The following is an 18,702-nucleotide window of genomic DNA, read 5'->3' as shown; positions in this document are numbered from 1 at the left end:
AGTCACAAGGTATGGGTGCGCCGCAGGCCCTGTCGCCAGGGTGACCAGCGTGTCGCGAACACACCCTCTCATCTCGTCCTGATGATCCCGTTGTCGGGCGCCGAGACGTCGTACTCGACGCTCGCCCCCGGGTCGCGCCGAGCCTGGTCGGCGATGAGGCCCGCGAGGACCTGGGCCTTCTTGGCGGACTCGTCCGCACTGCCCCACACGACGCGCTCGCCCGAGGTGAGCTCGAGCGTCACGTCGTCCGTCGTCGAGGCGGTGACCGTGTCGACCGTCGAGCGGAGGGTCACCGGCAGGGCCAGCAGCACCTCGGCCACCGACCGGTAGGCGGGCCCGTCGAGGGCCGCTCCCCCGACGTCGACGAGCGGGACGCCCTCTTGACGGGCGTCGAGCGACTGCACGACGACACCGGCCGGATCGACGAGCTCGAAGCCGTCACCGGCCGCGACGGTGGCGACGGGCTGGCGCTCCTGGATGCGGACGACGAGCGTGTGCGGCGGAGCGGTCTCGGTCACGTAGCTCGCGATCAACGGGAACGCCTTGAGCTCGCGGGTCACCTCGTCGAAGTCGATCAGGGCGAGGGGCGTGCCCAGCTGGCCGTCGAGCGCCGCCTGCACGGCCGACGCGTCGACGCGCTCCGTCCCCTCGACGCGGATGGTCCTCAGCGACAGCAACGGCGAGAACACCGCGACCGCGACGGACGCGACGAGGAGGAGCACGACGGCCCCGACGGAGATCAGGGTCGCCCGACGGTGCCGGCTGCGACGCGTGAAGCGACGGACCTCGACGCGCTCGACGCGCCTCCGTTCGCTCGAGGCGCGGCGGGCCTGCTTGCGCGCCGCCACGACCCGGGCCTTCGCCTCGGCCGCCGTGCCGTCCGGGGCCGTGATCCGCGGGGGCTCGACGCCCCGGGTGGTGTCGGTCGGGTCGGCGTCGGCAGCGCCCGCCCGGGTGCCCCCGGCCAGGCGGTCGCGCAGGGAGGTCGAGGCTCCGGCGACGCCGGCGAGGCGGTCGCGCAGGGACGACGGCCTCTCTTCGGCCTCGTCACGGGCGCCGCCGATCGACGGGCGCGGGGGGCGCGCGCCGCCCATGACGGGGACCGGTCCCGTCGCGTCGGCGTCGCGACGTCGGCGGCGACCAGGCGGGGTCGCCGGGGTGTCGTCGGTGGGCTCGGGCTCGTCGAACCCCTCCGGCCGCCTCACCGGTGGGCCCTGGACGTCACGGACCTGGTGACGCGGGTCACTCCGCGGACTCCTCCGCCACGGCGACGACCGGCTCGTGGGCCGCGTCGAGCGAGCCGAGCAGCTGGGGCACGATGCGGTACACGTCACCACACCCCAGGGTGATGACGAAGTCGCCCTCACGGGCGACCTCGGCGGTGCGGTCGGACGCCGCCTGCCAGTCGGCCACGTAGTCGACCCGACTCTGGTCGGTGAACCGTTCGGACACCAGGGCACCCGTCACCCCGGGTTCGGGGTCCTCGCGCGCACCGTAGACGTCGAGCACGATCGTGTGGTCGGCGAGGCGCTCGTAGGTCTCGGCGAACTCACCGGCCATCATGCGCGTGCGGCTGTACAGGTGCGGTTGGTGGACGGCGATCAGGCGTCCCTCGCCGACCACCGATCGGGCGGCCTGAAGGGCGGCGGCCACCTCGGTCGGGTGGTGCGCGTAGTCGTCGTACACGCTGACGCCGCGGACGACGCCGTGCAGCTCGAAACGGCGCTCGGTGCCGCCGAACGTCTCGAGCCCCGCGATGGCGGACTCGGCGTCGAGGCCCAGGCCGACGAGCACGGCGAAGGCCCCGGCGGCGTTGACCGCGTTGTGCCGCCCGGGCACCCGCAGCTGGACGGGCCACGACCGGCCCTCGGCGTGCAGGGTGAACGAGACCGGACCGGCCTGCGCGACGTCGCTCAGGCGCACGTCGGCGTCGGCGGCCTCGCCGAAGGTGACGACCCGCGGGTGGTCGAGGCGCTGCGTGACCCGGACGGCTCCGGCGTCGTCGCTCGAGACCACGACGAACTCACGCGCCGCGGAGGCGAACCGGACGAACGCGTCGTCGAACGCCTCGTGCGAGCCGTAGTGGTCGAGGTGGTCCGCGTCGACGTTCGTGATGAGGGCGACCGAGGTGTCGTAGAGCAGGAACGAACCGTCCGACTCGTCGGCCTCGACCACGAAGAGCTCGTCCCCTCCCCCACGAGCGCTCACGCCGAGCGTCTGGATCACCCCGCCGTTGACGAAGCTCGGGTCGCGCCCGGCCGCCAGCAGCGCCGTGACGATCATGCCGGTCGACGTCGTCTTGCCGTGCGCACCGGCGACCGAGACGAGCCGCTGCTGACCGATGAGCCAGGCCAGGGCCTGCGAGCGGTGCAGGACGGGCAGCCCCTTCGCCAGGGCGAGCTGGTACTCGGGGTTGTCCTGCCAGAGGGCCCCGGTCACGACGAGCGTGTCGGCATCGCCGACGTTGGCCGCGTCGTGCCCGATCGTGATCCGGGCGCCCAACGCCTGGAGCGACTCGACGGCCGCGCTGTCGCGGGCGTCCGATCCGGTGACGCGGTGGCCGGCGGCCAGGAAGACCCGCGCGATCCCGCTCATGCCGGAGCCGCCGATGCCGACGAAGTGGACGGCGCCCAGCTCGGCGGGGATCGGCTGGTCGAGGTCGGGCTTGATCATGATGTCTCGCTGAGGTCGGTGTTCGTGCGGGTGGTGGCCCCGGGGACCGCGTCGGCGGCCCGGGTGGCGGCGCCGGACCAGGAGGCGCGGCCGACGGCGTCGAGAACGAGCTCGACCGTGCGGTCGGTCCCGTCGCGCACCCCGACCGAGGCCGCACGCACGGCCATGTCGGCGACCACGGCGCGGTCGAGCAACAACGGCACGAGCGTCCGTTCGACCCACGAGGGGGTGAATTCGGCGTCGGCGACGAGCACGGCTCCCCCGGCCCCGACGACGTCGGTGGCGTTGTGCCGCTGTTCTCCGTTGCCCACCGGGTAGGGCACGAGCACCGACGGCAGGCCGAGGGCGGTGAGCTCGCTGACCGTCGCCGACCCGGCGCGAGACACGACGAAGTCGGCCGCCGAGAGGGCGAGGTCCATGCGGTCGCAGTAGCGCAACAGGTGGTGCCCGTCGAGGTCGGTCGAGGTGAGGTCGGACTTCTCGCCCGTGATGTGCAGGATCTGCCAGCCTGCTCCGAGCACCGCGACGGCGGCGCGCGCCATCGTCTCGTTGAGTCGCCGGGCCCCGGTGGAGCCGCCCGTGACGAGCAGGGTCGGTCGCGCGGGATCGAGGTCGAACGCGGCCACGGCCTCGTCCCGGTGGGCGCGGCGGTCGAGCGTCTCGATCTCGTCGCGCAGGGGCATGCCCACCTGACGGCCGCCGCGGAGTCGCGTGGACCGGAAGACGACACCGACGTGCGAGGACAGGAACGAGCCGAGCACGTTCGCCATGCCGGGCTTGGCGTTGGCCTCGTGCACGACCACCGGCACCTTCGACCGCCACGCCGCGACGTAGGCCGGGGCGGCGGCGTACCCGCCGAAGCCGACGACGACGTCGACGTCGTGCTGGGCGAGGAGGGCGCGGATGCCGGAGATCGCCCCGGCGAGGCGTCCGGGGAACCGCAGGGCGTCGGCCGAGGGCCGACGCGGGAAGGGCAGGCGGGGCACCGTGAGCAGCTCGTAGCCGCGCTGCGGCACGAGTCGGGCCTCGAGGCCCTCGGCCGTGCCGAGCACCAGGACGGTGGCGTCGGGCTCGCGCCGACGCAGTCGGTCGGCCACGGCGAGCAGGGGGTTCACGTGCCCGGCGGTGCCACCGCCGGCGAGGAGATACGTCGTCACCGCAGAGACCCTACCCGCTGTCGCGGCAGCACCTCGGGCGCACCGGCGTCCTCGGGCACCCGCGCGAACGACAGGACGACGCCGATGGCGACGAGCGTCACGATCAGGGCCGACCCACCGGCCGAGATGAGCGGCAGGGGCACGCCCAGGACGGGCAGCAGCCCCAGCACGACCGCGATGTTGACCAGCGCCTGGCCGACGATCCACGCCGTGATCGCCCCGGTCGTCACCCGGACGAACGGGTCGTTCGTCCGACGGATGATCTTGACGAATCCCACGGCGAGCACGATGAAGAGGGCGAGCACGACGACCGCGCCGATCAGCCCCAGTTCTTCACCGACGATGGCGAAGATGAAGTCGTTGTCGGCCTCGGGCAGCCACGACCACTTCGACTTCGAGTTGCCGAGACCGACGCCGAACAGACCACCGGACGCCAGGGCCCACGTGCCGTGCAGGGTCTGCCAGCACTCGGCCTGGTACGCGCTCGAGTCGGTGCACCCCGACAGCCACGCGGCGATGCGCGAGTTGCGCGAGCTGGAGCCCTGAGCGATGAGCGGCACGACCACCGCGAGGAACGCGAGCGGGGCGAGCAGGTACCGGAGGCGCACCCCGGCGAACCAGACGGCCGCGAAGACCAGCAGCAGCATGATCATGGTCGTGCCGAGGTCGCCACCGAGGACGACGAGGCCGACGGCGAGGCCGACCACGGGCACGAGCGGGATCGCCAGGTGCTTCCAGTCGTCGAGCAGGTCGCGCTTGACCGCCAGGATCATGCCCAGCCAGACGGCGAGGGCCAGCTTGACGGCCTCGGACGGCTGCGCGGTGAAGGAGCCGAGGTCGATCCAGTTGCGGTTGCCGCCGATCTCGTAGCCCAGCGGGGTGAAGACCAGCAGTTGCAGCACGATCGTCGCGCCCAGGATGTGCCATGCCCACCGCTTGAAGAACGACACCGGCAGGCGCGACACGATGAGCATGAGAGGGATGCCCACCGCGGCGTAGGTGCCCTGTCGGATGAACGCCCCGAAGAACGACGTGTGCCGCGAGGCGATGTACTGCTCGACGGACGAGGACGACAGCACCATCACCAGGCCCAGGACGACCATGAACAAGGTCGTCCCGAGGATGACGAAGTACGAACCGGTCTCGGCGGCGAAGAGCTTCTTCACCCGGACGACGGCGCCCGAGGTGCGCCTCGAGGCCCCGAGGCGGGACGACGCGTCGTGGGTCGGTTCGGCGTGCCCGCGGCTCGGACGACTCGACTCAGTCGGTCGGCGACGCGGGAGGCTGGACGGCGGGTTGGCCATCGACGTCACCCCTCAAGTGTTCGTGGACGGCCCGGGCGAACGATCGCCCGCGAGCCGTGTAGTCGGTGAACTGGTCCATGGACGCCGCCGCCGGGGCGAGGAGAACGGTGTCTCCGGGCCGGGCCACGCTCGCGGCGAGACGGACGGCCGTCGGCATCACCTGCCCAGTGTCGAGGGCGTCCACCTCGAAGACTGGGATGCCGGGCGCGTGTCGGGAGAAGGCCCGCCGCAGGGGCTCGCGGTCGACCCCGACGAACACGGCCGCCCGGACGGCACCCGTCGAGTCGCGCACCAGCGGCTCGACGTCGACGCCCTTGAACAGGCCGCCCACGATCCACACGACGGACGGGAAGGCCGTCAGGGAGGCGCGCGCGGCATGGGGGTTGGTCGCCTTGGAGTCGTCCACCCAGGCCACGCCGCCGGACTCGGCCACGACCTCGGTGCGGTGGTGGTCGACCGCGAAGCCGGCGAGGGCGTCGCGGATCGAGACGGGGGCGACGCCCACCGCACGGACGAGCGCGGCGGCGGCGAGCACGTCCTCGACGAGGTGGTCGGCCCCGAGACCGACACCCTGGAGCGCCTCCCGGGTGGTGAGTTCGAGTGCCTGCGTCCGGCGCTCGGCCAGGAAGGCACGATCGGCGAGCACGGCGACGCCGTCACCGGTCACGATGCCGACCTCGCTCGGGCCCGGCGCGTCGAGGCCGAAGCCCACGGCGCGGCAGCCCTCTTCGACGTCGGCCTCCTCGACCATGCGTCGGGTGGCCTCGTCGGCCTTGTTGTAGACGCAGGCGACGACGGTGTTCTCGTACACCTTGGCCTTGGCCCCGCGGTAGGCGTCGGCACCGCCGTGCCACTCGAGGTGGTCCGCCTCGAGGTTGAGGCACACGGAGGCGCGGGGACGCAGGGCGCCGGGCCCCTCGGTGGGCAGGTAGTGCAGCTGGTGGCTCGAGAGTTCGACGACGAAGAGGTCGAAGCCGTCGGGGTCGCGCACCGCGTCGAGGACGGGGACGCCGATGTTGCCGCAGGGGGCGACGCGTCGACCGTCGGCCGACGCCATCGCCGCCGCCAGCTGCGTGGTCGTCGTCTTCCCGTTGGTGCCCGTGACGAGCACCCACTCGGCCACGCGGTCGACCTTGTCCCGCACCCGCCAGGCCAACTCGACGTCGCCCCACACGGCCAGGCCCCCGTCGACGGCCCACCGGATGAGCGGGTGGTGCGGCGCGAAGCCGGGGCTGGCGACGACGAGCTCGGCGTCGAAGTCCGTCAGCACCGGCGACGGGGCGTCCGTGGACTCGACCTCGTCGAGACGGGCCCCGACGAGCTGCAGCAGCTCGGCCTTGTCGGGGTCGACGCCCGGGGCGACGACCAGGACGTCGGCGCCCAGTTCGGCGAGCGTGTCCGCCACGGCGAACCCGGTCGAGCCGAGGCCGAGGACGGCCACGCGCAGGCCCGCCCAGTCGGCGTGCCAGCTGTCGAGCCCCGCCAGGCGCTCGGCGAGGAGGGAGTCGGTGCTGCCGTCGCTCATGAGGTGCGGAGGATCCATTCGAGGTAGAAGGTGCCGACGCCGGCCGCCACGAAGAGCCCGGCGATGATCCAGAAGCGGACCACGACGGTGACCTCGGCCCAGCCCTTGAGCTCGAAGTGGTGGTGCAGCGGGCTCATCAGGAAGATCCGCTTGCCCTTGGTGATCTTGAAGTAGGCGCGCTGCAGGATCACCGACCCGGTCACGACGATGAACAGCCCGCCGATCAGCACGAGCAGCAGCTCGGTGCGGCTGAGGATGGCCAGCGCGGCCAGGGCCCCGCCGAGCCCGAGCGAACCCGTGTCACCGAGGAAGATCTGTGCGGGCGAGGTGTTCCACCACAGGAACCCGATGAGGCCACCGCAGATGCAGGCGGCGACGACGGCCAGGTCGAGGGGGTCGGCCACCTGGTAGCAGGCGGCACGGGTCGCCTCGTCGAGCCGGACGCTCGTGCAGAGCTGGTTGTTCTGCCAGAACCCGATGAAGATGTACGACGCGATCGCCAGGATCGACGCACCCGTCGCGAGACCGTCGAGGCCGTCGGCGACGTTGACGCCGTTCGACGTGCTCACGGTGATGAGGACGACCCAGACGAGGAACAGTCCTCCGCCGACGATCGTGCCGAAGAACATGAAGTCGAGCCACGGGATGTCGCGCAGGCCTGAGATCATCGTCGACGCCGGCGCCAGGCCGCGATCGTTCGTGAAGGACAGCGCGAGCACGGCGAACACCGCGCCGACGACGACCTGACCGGCGATCTTCGCCCAGCCGCCGAGCCCGAGGCTGCGTTGGTTGCGCACCTTGAGGAAGTCGTCGAGGAACCCCACGACGCCGAGGCCCACCATCATGAACAGCACGAGCAGGCCGCTCAGCGTGAACTCGTCCCGGCCGACCAGGTGGCCGACGAAGTAGCCGAGCACCGTGCCGATGATCAGGACGATGCCGCCCATCGTGGCCGTGCCCCGCTTGGTGTGGTGCGACTGCGGACCGTCGTCGCGGATGAACTGACCCCAGCCGAGACGGTGGAAGAGCTTGATGAACGCCGGGGTCATCAAGAGCGTGAAGGCGAGCGAGAACCCGCCGCCGATGAGCAGCGCGATCATCCGGTCACCCCGGCCAACCGGTCGCCGAGGAGGCGCAGGCCGGCCGACTTGGACGACTTCACCAGGACGACGTCCCCCGCTCGCAGGCTGCCCTGCAAGAGGTCGTACGCCTCGTCGATCGTGTCGACCAACACGCTCTCTCCGTCCCACGAGCCCTCGAGGCCCGCCGCCATGTGGATGTGCCGCGCCTCGTGGCCGACGACGACGAGCTGACGGACGTTGAGCCGGACGACGAGGCGCCCGACACGGTCGTGCTCGTCGCGGGCGTACTCGCCCAGTTCGGCCATCTCGCCGAGCACCGCCACGGAACGACGGTCGGGACCGGTGATCTGCGCCAGCGTCTTGAGCGCCGCGGCCACGGAATCGGGGCTCGCGTTGTAGGCGTCGTTCACGACGGTCACGCCGCCGGGTGCGTCGAGGACCTCCATGCGCCAGCGCTCGGCGCGGGTCACGCCCTCGAGCACCGACACGGCACGGTCGAGGTCGACGCCCCACTCGCCGACGACAGTGAGGGTCGCCAGAGCGTTCATCACGTGGTGCTCGCCGAGGATGCGCAGCGAGACGGGCCGGCTCGTGCCGGCGTGCTCGAAGGTGAACGAGGTGCCGGACGCCGAGACGTCGACGTCCGAGGCGCGGTAGTCGGCCGTGGGCCCCAGCCCGAAGGTCACGACCCGCGCCGCGGTGACCGACGCCATGCCCGCGACGCGGTCGTCGTCGGCGTTCAGGACGGCCGTGCCCGTGGCGGGCAGGTCGGTCACCATCTCGGACTTCGCCGCGCGCGTGCCCTCGATGCCGCCGAACCCGCCGGCGTGGGCGAGGCCGACCTTGAGCACCACGCCCGTGTCGGGTCGGGCGATCTCGACGAGGCGGGCGATCTCGCCCGGCCCGCTCGCACCCATCTCGACCACGAGGTACTCGGTCGCCTCGTCGATGCGCAGCATCGAGATCGGAGCCCCGACGTGGTTGTTGAACGAACCCTCGGGGGCGACGGTGGGCGCGACGTCGCTCAGGACGGCGCGGAGCATGTTCTTCGTGCTGGTCTTGCCGTTGGAGCCGGTGACGCCGACCACCTTGAGCCGCCCGAGACGACGGACGTGCTCGACGACGGCGGCGGCGAGGCGGGAGAGCGCGACGACGCCGTCGTCGACGACCACCAGGGGCACGGTCGTGTCGACCTCGTGCTCGGCGACGACGAGGGCCGCTCCGGCGGCCGTCGCGGCCTCGACGAAGAGGTGGCCGTCGGTGACCTCGCCACGCAGGGCGAAGAAGATCGACCCCGGGGTGACGAGACGCGAGTCGGTCTCGACCGTGCCGTCAACCGGGGTCTCGGCCCGCGCCTCCTCGGGACGGATGAGACGCCCGCCCGTGATCTCGGCGATGCGGGCGGGGGTGAGCGCGATCACTCGGACCACCCGGCTTCGCGCAGGGCCGCACGGGCCTCGTCACGCGCCGAGTACGGCGTCCGCTCGCCGCGGATGTCGCGGTAGTCCTGGTGGCCGGGCCCCGCCCAGAGGATCGAGTCGCCCTCGCCGGCCAGCGCCACGGCCGCGCGGATGGCGGCCTCGGGCGGACTGACCTCGTGGATCTCGTGGTCCGGGTAGGCCTCGCGGGCCGCGTCGACCAGGGTCGTGCGGATCGACGCGGGGTCCTCGAAGCGAGGGTGGTGGTCGGTGACCACCAGGATGTCGGACCCGGCGGCGGCCACCCGGGCCATCTCGGCCCGCTTGGTGGTGTCGCGGTCGCCGTCGGCACCGAACAACATGATGACCTTGCCCGGGGTGAAGGTGCGCACGGCCGCGAGCGTGGTGAGGAACGCGTCGGGGCTGTGCCCGAAGTCCACGTAGACGCTGGGGCCCGTGTCGCCCGAGACGCGCTCGGTGCGACCCGGCAGGTAGGCCACGATGCCGCCGTCGGCGTCGAGCGCCTGGCCGATGGCCTCGAGCTCGAAGCCCGCCTCGACCAGCATGACGATCGCCAGTCCGGCGTTCGCGACCATGTGCCAGCCGATCAACGGCACGCGCGTCACGAGCGACCGCTGTTCGGGACCGGACAGGCGGAACTCGGTGTAGGCGGCCTGCTCGTCGAGGATCTCGATCGTCCAGTCCGCCTCGACGTCGGGGAGGATCGTGATCGTCGTCAGCGGGATGCGGGCGTTGTCGACGACGCGCTGTCCGTACGGTGAGTCGAGCGAGACGACGGCACGACGCGCCCGGTCCGGCTGGAAGAGCGGGAGCTTCGCGTGGAAGTACTCCTCCATGTCGGCGTAGTCGTCGAGGTGGTCGTGGCTGAGGTTCGTGAAGGCGGCCACGTCGAAGACGAGACCGTCGACGCGGTTGCGGCTGAGGGCCTGGGCGCTCACCTCGACGGCGACGGCACGCACCTCGCTCTCGCGCATGCGGGCCAGGAGGGCGTGCATCTCGCTCGCCTCGGGCGTCGTCAGGCGGCTGACGACGGTCAGGTCGCCGATGTGCCGCTCGGCCGTGCTGCTCAGGCCGGTCACGAGTCCCAGCTGGCGCAGGACGCCCTCGAGCAGGTACGAGGTGCTGGTCTTGCCGTTGGTGCCCGTGACCGCGAAGAGCAGCGGCGCGTCGTCGCTGTCGGTGCGGTAGATCCAGGCCGAGAGCTCGCCGAGGGCGGCCCGGGGCGAGTCGACCAGCACCACCGGCAGACCGCTCGGGCGCGCCAGCTCGGCACCGGCCGCGTCGGTCAACAGGGCGACGGCACCGCCGTCACGTGCCTGCTCGGCGAACTCGGCCCCGTGTCGGTGCGCGCCGGGCACGCCGACGTACAGGTCGCCGGGGTGGAGGTCCGCCGTGCTCAGCGTGATGCCGGTGATCTCGATGCCGTCGAGGGAACCCTCGTGCTCGAGTCCGAACTCGCTGACCAGTTGGGCGAGTGACCTCGCCGACGGATGTTCCGGTCGAAGGACCGGGGGGATCCGGGCGCTCAAAGAATCCTCTTCTCTCACCAGGTCTCGGGCAGGCTGGGTGCCGGCTCCGTCGACGGAGGGACCCGATACATCTCGAGGACCTGGGACATGATCTTGTTGAAGGTCGGTGCCGCGGCGGCCGACGTCTTGATGGTACTGGGCTTGGTGAAGGTCACGACGACGACGTACTGGGGGTTCTCGGCCGGGGCGATGCCCGCCACCGACACGATGCGGTCAGAACCGTAGCCGGTTCCGTCGGACCGCGCGACCTCGGCGGTGCCGGTCTTCGCCGCCACGCGGTAGCCCGGGATGCTCAGGACGTCCTTGAGGTCACCGTCGCTGACGACCTTCTCGAGCATGTTCACGGTGGTGTCGGCGGCCCACGGCGACACGACGGTGGTGCCCTCGGTCGACGGCGTCTCGGTCACGGTGCCGTCGGGGGCCGTGCAGCCGGCCACGAGGTTGACGGGCAGCCGGACGCCGTGGTTGGCCAGCGTCTGGTAGATGCTGGCGATGTGGACGGCGGTCGTCGAGACGCCCTGGCCGAACATGGTGTTGATGCTCGTCTGCTGGTCCCACTGCGACGCGGGCCGGATGCCGGTCGTCGGCTCGCCGAGGAAGTTCACGCCGGTGGGGTCGTTCAGGCCGAACTTCACCATGTAGTCGTGGCGCTGCTGGGCCGTGAGCGACTGGCCGAGGAGCGAGATGCCCACGTTGGACGAGTCGCGGAGGATGCCGGTCAGGGTGAGGTTCTCGGTCGGATGGAACGTGGCGTCGTGGATCTCGCCGCCCCACGGGAAGCTCCGCGAGTACGGCACGGTGGCCCGCGTGGCCGGGTCGGCCTTGCCCGAGTCGAGGAGCATGGCGGCGGTCATGGCCTTGAACGTCGAGCCCGGCTCGTACGAGTAGGTGAAGGCCTTGCTGCCGAGGTCGTCGACGGCGGTGCCGTTGACGTCGTTGGGGTCGACCGCCGGGTAGTCCGCGACGGCGAGCAGCGAGGCGTCGCTCGCCTTCATCACGACGGCCGTGGCGGACTCGGCTCCGATGGCCTCGGCCTGTTCGCCGAGGGCCTGCTGCGTCATGTACTGGAGGTCGCCGTCGATCGTGAGGCGGAGGGTGCCGCCCGCCACGGCCTCCTTCGTCGTCACGGTGCTGCCCGGGAGCTGCACCCCGTCGGCACCGCGTTCGTAGGTCTCGGAGCCGTCGGTGCCGGCGAGGCAGGAGTCCTGGCTGAGCTCGAGACCCGCCTGGGGGCCGTCGGTGCCGATGAAGCCGGTCAGGTTGCCCGCGACCGCGCCGTTGGGATACGTGCGGGCGGCCTGCCGCTGGAAGTACACCCACGACACCTTCATCTCACGGACCGCGCGGAAGGCGTCGACGTCGACGCCCTTGACCAGGTAGGCGAAGTTGGCCTCGGGATCGGCGGTGAGCGCCTTCGTCATGGCCGCGGCGTCGCCCCCGGTGATCTCGGCGATCCGGTCGACGACCTGGTCGACGGTCATCTCGACGGTCGTGCCGTCGTCGTCCTTCACCTTGGCCGTCGTCGCGAACGCCGGCGCCGCCGTGATGTTGTACCGCGTGACGCTGCCCGCGAGCACCGTGCCGTCGACGTCGGTGATGTCGCCCCGGTCGCCGTAGGTCGTCTGGACGATCTCGCGCTTGTTCTGGGACTGCGAGTTCAGCTCGGCGGCCTGCACGAGCTGGATGTCGGCCAGGCGCACGACGAACACGCCGACGAGGGCGATGATGAGCGCCATCGCGAGCGTCACGCGGAGCCGTCGGCTACGGGGGGCTGCTTTCACGAGAGGTTCCTCACCGCGGACGGGCTCGTGCCCGACCCGCTGTCGTCGATCGATGTACCGGTGACGGCACGCCGCTAGCGGGTCTGCGGAGCCGCCAGCTCGTTCGGGGCTGACGCTACCGACTCGTCGGCCGATCCTGCGTCCGCCGCGCCTGCGCCGGACGGAACGGCCGCCGCCCCCGCGGTCGTCGGGGCGCCGATCGAGGTCGTGGCGTCACCCGCCGCGTCGGTCGCGGCAGAGCCGTCGGCTGCGGAGCCGTCGGCCGTGCTGGGTGCCTTGGTCGTCAACGGGACGCCGTCGAGCAGGGTGTTGGGGATCAGGTTGCCGGACGTCGCCTCGTCGGCACCCGCTGCCGGAGCCGGGGACCCGTGCACGGCACCGGTGGTGAGGTCGAGGTACACCGGGTTCGAGTTGCGCACCATGCCGAGCTCGTCGGCGTTGGCGGCGAGGTTCTGCGGCGACGACAGGACGTCGCGCTGCTCGCTGTACTTCTGCTGGTCGCGGACGAGCTCGGTCTTGGCGGCCTGCAGGTCGGAGATCTTGTAGGCGCCGTCGCTCAGGGCGATGCTGATGGCGAGCTGCGCGAGCAGCAGGACGAAGAGGGCCGCCGTGGCGATCAGCGCGTAGGCGATCTTCGGCCGTGCGCGTCGCTGCTCGCGGCTCGTGACGATCTCGACCGGCCGCGCCGCGGGCGAGGTGGAGGGCTGCGGACGGGTCGACGGGGTCGCGATGGCCAGGTTGCTGCTCATGCTGTTCTCCGGATTCGTTCGGCGGCTCGCAGTCGCACGGGCTTGGCTCGGGGGTTGAGGTCGCGTTCGGCGTCGGAGGCCAGCTCGGCCCCCCGCACCAGGAGGCGGAAGTCGGGACGGTGCTCGGGCAGTTCGACCGGCAGTCCCTGCGGCGCGGTGGACGTCGTCCGGGCCGCGAGTTCGCGCTTGACGAAGCGGTCCTCGAGGGACTGGTAGGCCAGCACGACGATGCGGCCGTCGACGGCGAGTCGGTCGAGGGCCACGGGGACGGCTGCCTCGAGGGAGGCGAGTTCGCCGTTGACCTCGATGCGCAGCGCCTGGAACACCCGCTTGGCGGGATGGCCGGCACGTTGCAGGGCCATCGGCGTCGCCGCGATCAACAGGTCGACGAGCTCACCGCTGCGGGTGAGCGGAGCGTCGACCCGGTGCTCGACGATGCGACGGGCGTACCGCGGTGCCAACTTCTCTTCGCCGTACTGGTAGAAGATGCGTCGCAGTTCGGACTCGGGGTACTCGGCCAGCACGCGTTCGGCGGTGACGGGCGAGGTCGGGTCCATGCGCATGTCGAGCGGCGCGTCCTTGGAGTACGAGAACCCGCGCTCGACGCGGTCGAGCTGGAGCGACGACACGCCGAGGTCGAACAGCACCCCGTCGACGCTGTCGAGGCCCAGCCCGTCCAGGGCCTCGGCGATGCCGTCGTACGTGGTGTGCACGAGACGTGCCCGGTCGCCGAACGGTGCGAGCCGTGCACCGGCCAGGGCCAGGGCCTCGGTGTCACGGTCGAGCCCGACGACGGTCAGGTCGGGGAAGGCCTCGAGCATGGCCTCGCTGTGCCCGCCCATGCCGAGCGTGCAGTCGATGACCACGGCGCCGGGACGCGAGATCGCCGGGGAGAGCAGCTCGAGGGTGCGCTCGAGGAGGACGGGGGTGTGGATCTGTTCGGCCATGACGACTCGGGCTGCGCCCGTCGGCCCTGATCCCCATCCGTCGGGACCTGGCACCGGGGAAGGTGCGCCAGGGCTGACGGCTGAGGGTCGGGGCCCACGGACTAGAAGAGCCCGGGGATCACCTCCTCGGTGGTGTTGGCGAACTCGGCCTCCTGGGCCTCGTAGTAGGTGTTCCACGCGTCGGTGGCCCAGATCTCGGCACGGTTTCCCGCGCCGATCACGGTCAGGTCGCGACCGAGGCCCGCGTACTCGCGGAGGGTGGCCGGGATGGTCACGCGGTGCTGCTTGTCGGGGACCTCGTCACTGGCACCCGAGAGGAACAGGCGCATGTAGTCGCGTGCCTGCTTGCTCGTGACCGGGGCCTGGCGGATGCGTGCGTGCATGTCGGCGAACTCGTGCTGGCTGAAGACGTAGACGCAGCGTTCTTGCCCGCGGGTCATGACGAGGCCGGAGGCCAGTTCGTCACGGAATTTCGCGGGGAGGATGATGCGCCCTTTCTCGTCCAGCTTGGGCGAATAGGTGCCGAGGAACATGCGCCCGTCTCCCCTCGCCCCCGCGCCCCTCTGTGGCCCGTACCTCCACTTTACTCCACAACCCACCACCGATCAACGAAACACGGCGCCCGGAGCACGACAGGTGCCCCGGCTTCGGCTCCAGTTCGGGGGTCACAGGGGTGGAGGATCGTGGAGACCACGACCACCCGGGAGGCGCGCACAGCGTGTCGGGGCCGCCGGCCCCGGTCACCGGTGACGCAGAAAAGGGGCCGGCCCGAAGGCCGACCCCTGAGGTCGTGGTGCTGCCGTCCCGCTACGAGTCGCGGCCGTCGCCGTCCTGACGGCGGTCCCACCGGTCGTTGAGTCGGTCCATGAGGCCGCCCTTGGCGGGGTTCGCGGGACGCGAGGTGGAGGAACGGGGAGCGGACGGCATCGACGACGCCGAACCCTTGCGCTTGGGCGGGGCGATGGCGAAGAGGGCCCCGGCCAGCATGACGACGAAACCGGCCACGCCGAGGAGGGGCTGACGGAAGATCACACCGGCGACGATGACCGCGATGCCCACGAGCGCGCCGAGGACTCCGACGACGACGAGCGTGTAGTTGGGTCGGCCACCGTGGTTGCCGACCGTCGCCACGAAGTCGGAGTCGTTGTTGTAGAGACTCCGCTCCATCTCTTCGAGGAGCCGCTGCTCCTGTTCGGAAAGTGGCATCTTGGTGTTCCCTTCGAGCACGGGCTCTCAAGCGCGAGGCGGGAGCCTCGGGATCGACGCGATGAGTAGCTGCGAGTGTATGCCGGACAGCTGTCGCTAGGCTAGGCAGCGTGGCTGAGAGTACGCGGTTAGTGGACGTCGTTCAAGAGCGCATCGATCGCTTCCTCGACCGGCAGCGACCGGCCCTGGCGGGCATCGCTCCCGACCTCGATCCGTTCGCCCTCTACCCGAGCGATCTGCTCCGGGGCGGCAAGCGGTTCCGAGCGCTCTTCTGCTACTGGGGCTGGCAGTCGGTCGCCGGGGTCGACACCGGGTTCGACCCCCTCGGCGAGGCCCGCGACGAGCGCGAGATCGAGGCCGTCATGACGGCTTCCGCCGGCCTCGAGTTCTTCCACGCCGCGGCACTCGTGCACGACGACATCATGGACAACTCCGACACCCGTCGTGGACTGCCCGCGGCCCACCGGCGCTTCGAGGGGCTGCACCGCGAGGGCGGCTGGCTCGGCTCGCCCGAGGCGTTCGGCCGCTCGGGCGCCCTCCTGATGGGCGACCTGCTCCTGGCGTGGAGCGACGAGCTGCTCAGCGACGCGCTCGACGCGCTCCCCTCACGTGACGCAGCCCGGACTGCCAGGGCCGAACTGAACCGCATGCGCACCGAGGTGACCGTGGGCCAGTACCTCGACATCCTCGAAGAGAACGCCTGGCGGACCGTCGACGAGGGTCAACTGCTGCCGAGGGCACAACGGGTGATCGTCTACAAGTCGGCCAAGTACAGCGTCGAGGCCCCGCTGACGGTCGGTGCGGCCATGGCCGGCGGCGACCGGTCCGCCCTCGACTCGCTCCGTCACTTCGGGCTGCCCCTCGGCATCGCCTACCAGCTGCGCGACGACCTCCTTGGCGTCTTCGGCGATCCGTCCGTCACGGGCAAGCCCGCCGGAGACGACCTCCGCGAGGGCAAGCGCACGGTCCTCGTGGCGACGGCCCGGCGCGCCCTGCCCCCCGGGGCCGTCCGACTGCTCGACGAACTGCTCGGCGACCCCGAGCTCGACGACGACCAGATCAGCATGCTCCAGGCGACGCTCCGCGACAGCGGGGCGGTCGACGCCGTCGAGCAGACCATCAGCGACCAGGTCGAGCGGGCGGTCCACGCCCTCGAGCGGTCGGGGCTGGCTCCGTCGGCACGGACGCAGTTGACGCGACTGGCCGAGACCGTCACGCGCCGCACCTCCTAGGCGGCGCTTCCCTCGCGGGGAACGGCGCTCACCACCGAGGGGGCGCGACCTCCCGGAGGGGGCTCTGCGCGAAGGAGGCTCTGCTCAGAGGAGGCTGCTGGAGGAGGCTCTGCTAGAGGAGGCTCTGCGCGATCCGGCGGACCTCGGCCTTCCGTCCCGCCTGGAGGGCGGCGACCGGGCTCGTGCCGAGCGCGTCGTCGTGCGACAGGAGCCAGTCGAGTGCCTCGTCGTCGTCGAAGCCGTTGTCGGCGAGGACGGTGAGGGTGCCCCGCAGGTCGTGTCGCGGCTCGGAGCCGTCGAGGAAGACGGCGGGCACCTTCGTGACGCCGTCGACCCGGGTGCCGACGAGGACGTGCTCCTCGAGCAGTCGGCGGACGCGGCTGACCCCGAGGCCGAGTCGCTCGACGAGGTCGGGCACGGTGAGCCATTCGGTGTCGGCGAACCAGGGGCGTTGGGAGAGATCGGTCACGCGACAACCTTGCCACGGGTTCGCGAGCCTCGTCGCGCCTCCCCGGCTGCTCCCCCAGTCCGAGTCACATCCGCAACATGGGCCCCGTTGATTGACTTGGATGTGGTCCTGTGCCACTTTGGGACGACGTGGCACCGCGGCTCAACGATCACCCAGCGACCGTGTCCCCGCCCCCGAACCGAGGATCAGCCCATGAACGACGTCACTTCCGTCCGCCCCGAACCCGAGAACACGACGGCCGACGGCGTCTCGTCGCCCAGCGCCTTCGGCACCCTGCGCAGCCCCGACGAGCGCGCGCCGCTCTCCCGCGTCGCCCGCTCGATGCTGAACACGGTCCCGATCGTCGTGGCCGGGTCGATGGCACTCAGCATGGGGGTCACGGGCCCCGTCTTCGCCCTCCAGCACGCGCCGGCCGGGAAGCCCGACGTCTCGCCGCGCCCCGTGCTGCCGCCCCGCCTGTCGGCCCCCGAGCAGAGGTCGGCCACGACGGTCGAGACCGCGAGCAGCTCGGCGACCGTGTTCGCCGCCGCACCGGCGACCTACACGGTGCGGTCGGGCGACACGGTGGCGAGCATCGCCGGCTCGTTCGGCCTGAGCACCGCCTCGGTCCTCGCGCTCAACGGGCTCAGCTGGAAGTCCACGATCTTCCCGGGTCAGACCCTCAGCCTCAGCGCCGCGGCGGGCAGCGCCGGCAAGGCGTCGTCCGCCCCGGCCCCGACCAAGGCCACCGGTGGCCGCTACGTGATCGTCCGGGGCGACACGCTGAGCTCGATCGCCCGAGCCCACGGCGTCACGACCAGCGCGTTGCTCCAGGCGAACGGGCTGGGGCTGTCGAGCATCATCTACCCGGGCCAGTCGCTCAGCGTCCCCTCCGGGGCGTCGGCCGCGGCCTCCGCGACTCCCGCCCCCGCCGCCGGTCCGGCCGTCGGCAGCTACGTCATCCAACGCGGCGACACCATCGCGTCGATCGCGGCCAAGTCGGGGGCGAGCGTCAAGGCGCTCCTCGCCGCGAACGGCCTGTCGTTCACGAGCACCATCTACGCCGGGAAGACCCTCACCCTGCCGGGCGCGTCGGCCACCACGGCCACGACCGTCGTCGCGTCGACGTCGGCGGCCCCCCTCGCCGTGAGCGCGACGTTGACCGCCGAACAGGCCGGGAACGCCCGCACCATCATCTCGGTGGGCCGGCAACTCGGCGTCGGCGACCGCGCGATCGTCGTCGCGCTGGCGGCGGCCGCCCAAGAGAGCAGCCTCCGCAACCTGGACCACGGTGACCGGGACTCCCTCGGCCTGTTCCAGCAGCGGCCCAGCACCGGCTGGGGCACTCCCGCCCAGCTGCGTGATCCGGTCCACGCCACCAAGCTCTTCTTCGGCGGGGCGACCAACCCCAACCCCGGCAAGACCCGGGGCCTGCTCGACGTGCGGGGCTGGCAGTCGATGTCGCTCACCGCGGCGGCCCAGGCCGTGCAGTACTCGGCCTTCCCGGACGCCTACGCCAAGTGGGAGGCCCCGGCCACCACGTGGCTCGCGACCCTCGGCTGACCCGGCGACGAGACGCGGGGGTGCGGTTTGCCGCCGTGCGGTGAGTTGAGACCCCGGGGAGGCGCGG

At 71.7% G+C, this 18,702-nt stretch carries 16 protein-coding genes; 2 read left to right on the top strand and 14 right to left on the bottom strand.

Annotated features, from left to right (window positions below; translation table 11 throughout):
- Nucleotides 1-68: 68 nt before the first annotated feature.
- From ABID81_RS14150 to ABID81_RS14090, 13 genes are all read right to left on the bottom strand, one after another.
- Complete coding sequence (locus tag ABID81_RS14150; protein ID WP_354595425.1) at nucleotides 69-1,205, bottom strand: cell division protein FtsQ/DivIB; 1,137 nt, start codon at nucleotides 1,203-1,205, stop codon at nucleotides 69-71.
- Between the two features lie 37 nt (nucleotides 1,206-1,242).
- Nucleotides 1,243-2,673, bottom strand: a complete 1,431-nt coding sequence (murC, locus tag ABID81_RS14145) for a UDP-N-acetylmuramate--L-alanine ligase (RefSeq protein ID WP_354595424.1) — start codon at nucleotides 2,671-2,673, stop codon at nucleotides 1,243-1,245.
- Nucleotides 2,670-3,830, bottom strand: coding sequence for a UDP-N-acetylglucosamine--N-acetylmuramyl-(pentapeptide) pyrophosphoryl-undecaprenol N-acetylglucosamine transferase (locus tag ABID81_RS14140; RefSeq protein ID WP_354595423.1), 1,161 nt, complete (start codon nucleotides 3,828-3,830; stop codon nucleotides 2,670-2,672). Before ABID81_RS14140 ends, murC begins: the two co-directional genes overlap by 4 nt.
- Nucleotides 3,827-5,134 carry a putative lipid II flippase FtsW gene (gene ftsW, locus ABID81_RS14135; protein ID WP_502915236.1) on the bottom strand — a complete coding sequence of 436 codons (1,308 nt, stop codon included), beginning with the start codon at nucleotides 5,132-5,134 and terminating at the stop codon, nucleotides 3,827-3,829. Before ftsW ends, ABID81_RS14140 begins: the two co-directional genes overlap by 4 nt.
- Nucleotides 5,091-6,659, bottom strand: coding sequence for a UDP-N-acetylmuramoyl-L-alanine--D-glutamate ligase (gene murD / locus ABID81_RS14130; protein ID WP_354595421.1), 1,569 nt, complete (start codon nucleotides 6,657-6,659; stop codon nucleotides 5,091-5,093). The genes ftsW and murD overlap by 44 nt, the downstream gene beginning before the upstream one ends.
- Nucleotides 6,656-7,759: a phospho-N-acetylmuramoyl-pentapeptide-transferase gene (gene mraY / locus ABID81_RS14125; RefSeq protein ID WP_354595420.1), complete on the bottom strand. Its 1,104-nt coding sequence runs from the start codon at nucleotides 7,757-7,759 to the stop codon at nucleotides 6,656-6,658. The genes murD and mraY overlap by 4 nt, the downstream gene beginning before the upstream one ends.
- Nucleotides 7,756-9,162 (bottom strand): UDP-N-acetylmuramoyl-tripeptide--D-alanyl-D-alanine ligase, encoded by a 1,407-nt coding sequence (locus tag ABID81_RS14120; RefSeq protein WP_354595419.1) that lies wholly within the window; start codon nucleotides 9,160-9,162, stop codon nucleotides 7,756-7,758. The genes mraY and ABID81_RS14120 overlap by 4 nt, the downstream gene beginning before the upstream one ends.
- Nucleotides 9,159-10,709: a Mur ligase family protein gene (locus ABID81_RS14115; RefSeq protein ID WP_354595418.1), complete on the bottom strand. Its 1,551-nt coding sequence runs from the start codon at nucleotides 10,707-10,709 to the stop codon at nucleotides 9,159-9,161. The genes ABID81_RS14120 and ABID81_RS14115 overlap by 4 nt, the downstream gene beginning before the upstream one ends.
- A gap of 14 nt (nucleotides 10,710-10,723) precedes the next feature.
- On the bottom strand, nucleotides 10,724-12,490 hold the full coding sequence (locus ABID81_RS14110) for a peptidoglycan D,D-transpeptidase FtsI family protein (RefSeq protein WP_354595417.1): 1,767 nt from the start codon (nucleotides 12,488-12,490) through the stop codon (nucleotides 10,724-10,726).
- A gap of 74 nt (nucleotides 12,491-12,564) precedes the next feature.
- Nucleotides 12,565-13,239, bottom strand: coding sequence for a cell division protein FtsL (gene ftsL / locus ABID81_RS14105; protein WP_354595416.1), 675 nt, complete (start codon nucleotides 13,237-13,239; stop codon nucleotides 12,565-12,567).
- Nucleotides 13,236-14,186, bottom strand: coding sequence for a 16S rRNA (cytosine(1402)-N(4))-methyltransferase RsmH (gene rsmH, locus ABID81_RS14100; protein ID WP_354595415.1), 951 nt, complete (start codon nucleotides 14,184-14,186; stop codon nucleotides 13,236-13,238). Before rsmH ends, ftsL begins: the two co-directional genes overlap by 4 nt.
- A 101-nt stretch (nucleotides 14,187-14,287) precedes the next feature.
- Nucleotides 14,288-14,719, bottom strand: coding sequence for a division/cell wall cluster transcriptional repressor MraZ (gene mraZ / locus ABID81_RS14095; RefSeq protein ID WP_354595414.1), 432 nt, complete (start codon nucleotides 14,717-14,719; stop codon nucleotides 14,288-14,290).
- Between the two features lie 274 nt (nucleotides 14,720-14,993).
- A complete protein-coding gene (locus ABID81_RS14090) occupies nucleotides 14,994-15,392 on the bottom strand; it encodes an SCO2097 family morphological protein (RefSeq protein WP_354595413.1) in 399 nt (132 codons plus the stop codon).
- A 110-nt stretch (nucleotides 15,393-15,502) separates the two neighbouring features.
- Between ABID81_RS14090 and ABID81_RS14085 the strand changes: the two genes are divergently transcribed.
- Nucleotides 15,503-16,624, top strand: coding sequence for a polyprenyl synthetase family protein (locus ABID81_RS14085; protein WP_354595412.1), 1,122 nt, complete (start codon nucleotides 15,503-15,505; stop codon nucleotides 16,622-16,624).
- Between the two features lie 112 nt (nucleotides 16,625-16,736).
- Here the strand turns inward: ABID81_RS14085 and ABID81_RS14080 are convergent, their stop codons facing one another.
- Nucleotides 16,737-17,093, bottom strand: a complete 357-nt coding sequence (locus ABID81_RS14080; protein WP_354595411.1) for an Rv2175c family DNA-binding protein — start codon at nucleotides 17,091-17,093, stop codon at nucleotides 16,737-16,739.
- Between the two features lie 192 nt (nucleotides 17,094-17,285).
- Here ABID81_RS14080 and ABID81_RS14075 point away from each other — a divergent pair, with 192 nt between their 5' ends.
- Nucleotides 17,286-18,635, top strand: coding sequence for a muramidase family protein (locus tag ABID81_RS14075; protein WP_354595410.1), 1,350 nt, complete (start codon nucleotides 17,286-17,288; stop codon nucleotides 18,633-18,635).
- Nucleotides 18,636-18,702 lie beyond the last annotated feature (67 nt).

Origin of the sequence: Frigoribacterium sp. PvP054 (assembly GCF_040547465.1) — a bacterium.
GTDB lineage: Bacteria > Actinomycetota > Actinomycetes > Actinomycetales > Microbacteriaceae > Frigoribacterium.
Note: the sequence above shows the minus strand (reverse complement) of the source record. Positions and strands in the feature narration are given on the sequence as shown.

Coding starts and splice junctions, on each gene's coding strand:
- murC (WP_354595424.1), bottom strand. CDS start 2,673: ATGATCAAGCCCGACCTCGACCAGCCGATCCCCGCCGAGCTGGGCGCC.
- ftsW (WP_502915236.1), bottom strand. CDS start 5,134: ATGGCCAACCCGCCGTCCAGCCTCCCGCGTCGCCGACCGACTGAGTCG.
- murD (WP_354595421.1), bottom strand. CDS start 6,659: ATGAGCGACGGCAGCACCGACTCCCTCCTCGCCGAGCGCCTGGCGGGG.
- mraY (WP_354595420.1), bottom strand. CDS start 7,759: ATGATCGCGCTGCTCATCGGCGGCGGGTTCTCGCTCGCCTTCACGCTC.
- ftsL (WP_354595416.1), bottom strand. CDS start 13,239: ATGAGCAGCAACCTGGCCATCGCGACCCCGTCGACCCGTCCGCAGCCC.
- rsmH (WP_354595415.1), bottom strand. CDS start 14,186: ATGGCCGAACAGATCCACACCCCCGTCCTCCTCGAGCGCACCCTCGAG.
- mraZ (WP_354595414.1), bottom strand. CDS start 14,719: ATGTTCCTCGGCACCTATTCGCCCAAGCTGGACGAGAAAGGGCGCATC.
- ABID81_RS14090 (WP_354595413.1), bottom strand. CDS start 15,392: ATGCCACTTTCCGAACAGGAGCAGCGGCTCCTCGAAGAGATGGAGCGG.
- ABID81_RS14075 (WP_354595410.1), top strand. CDS start 17,286: ATGAACGACGTCACTTCCGTCCGCCCCGAACCCGAGAACACGACGGCC.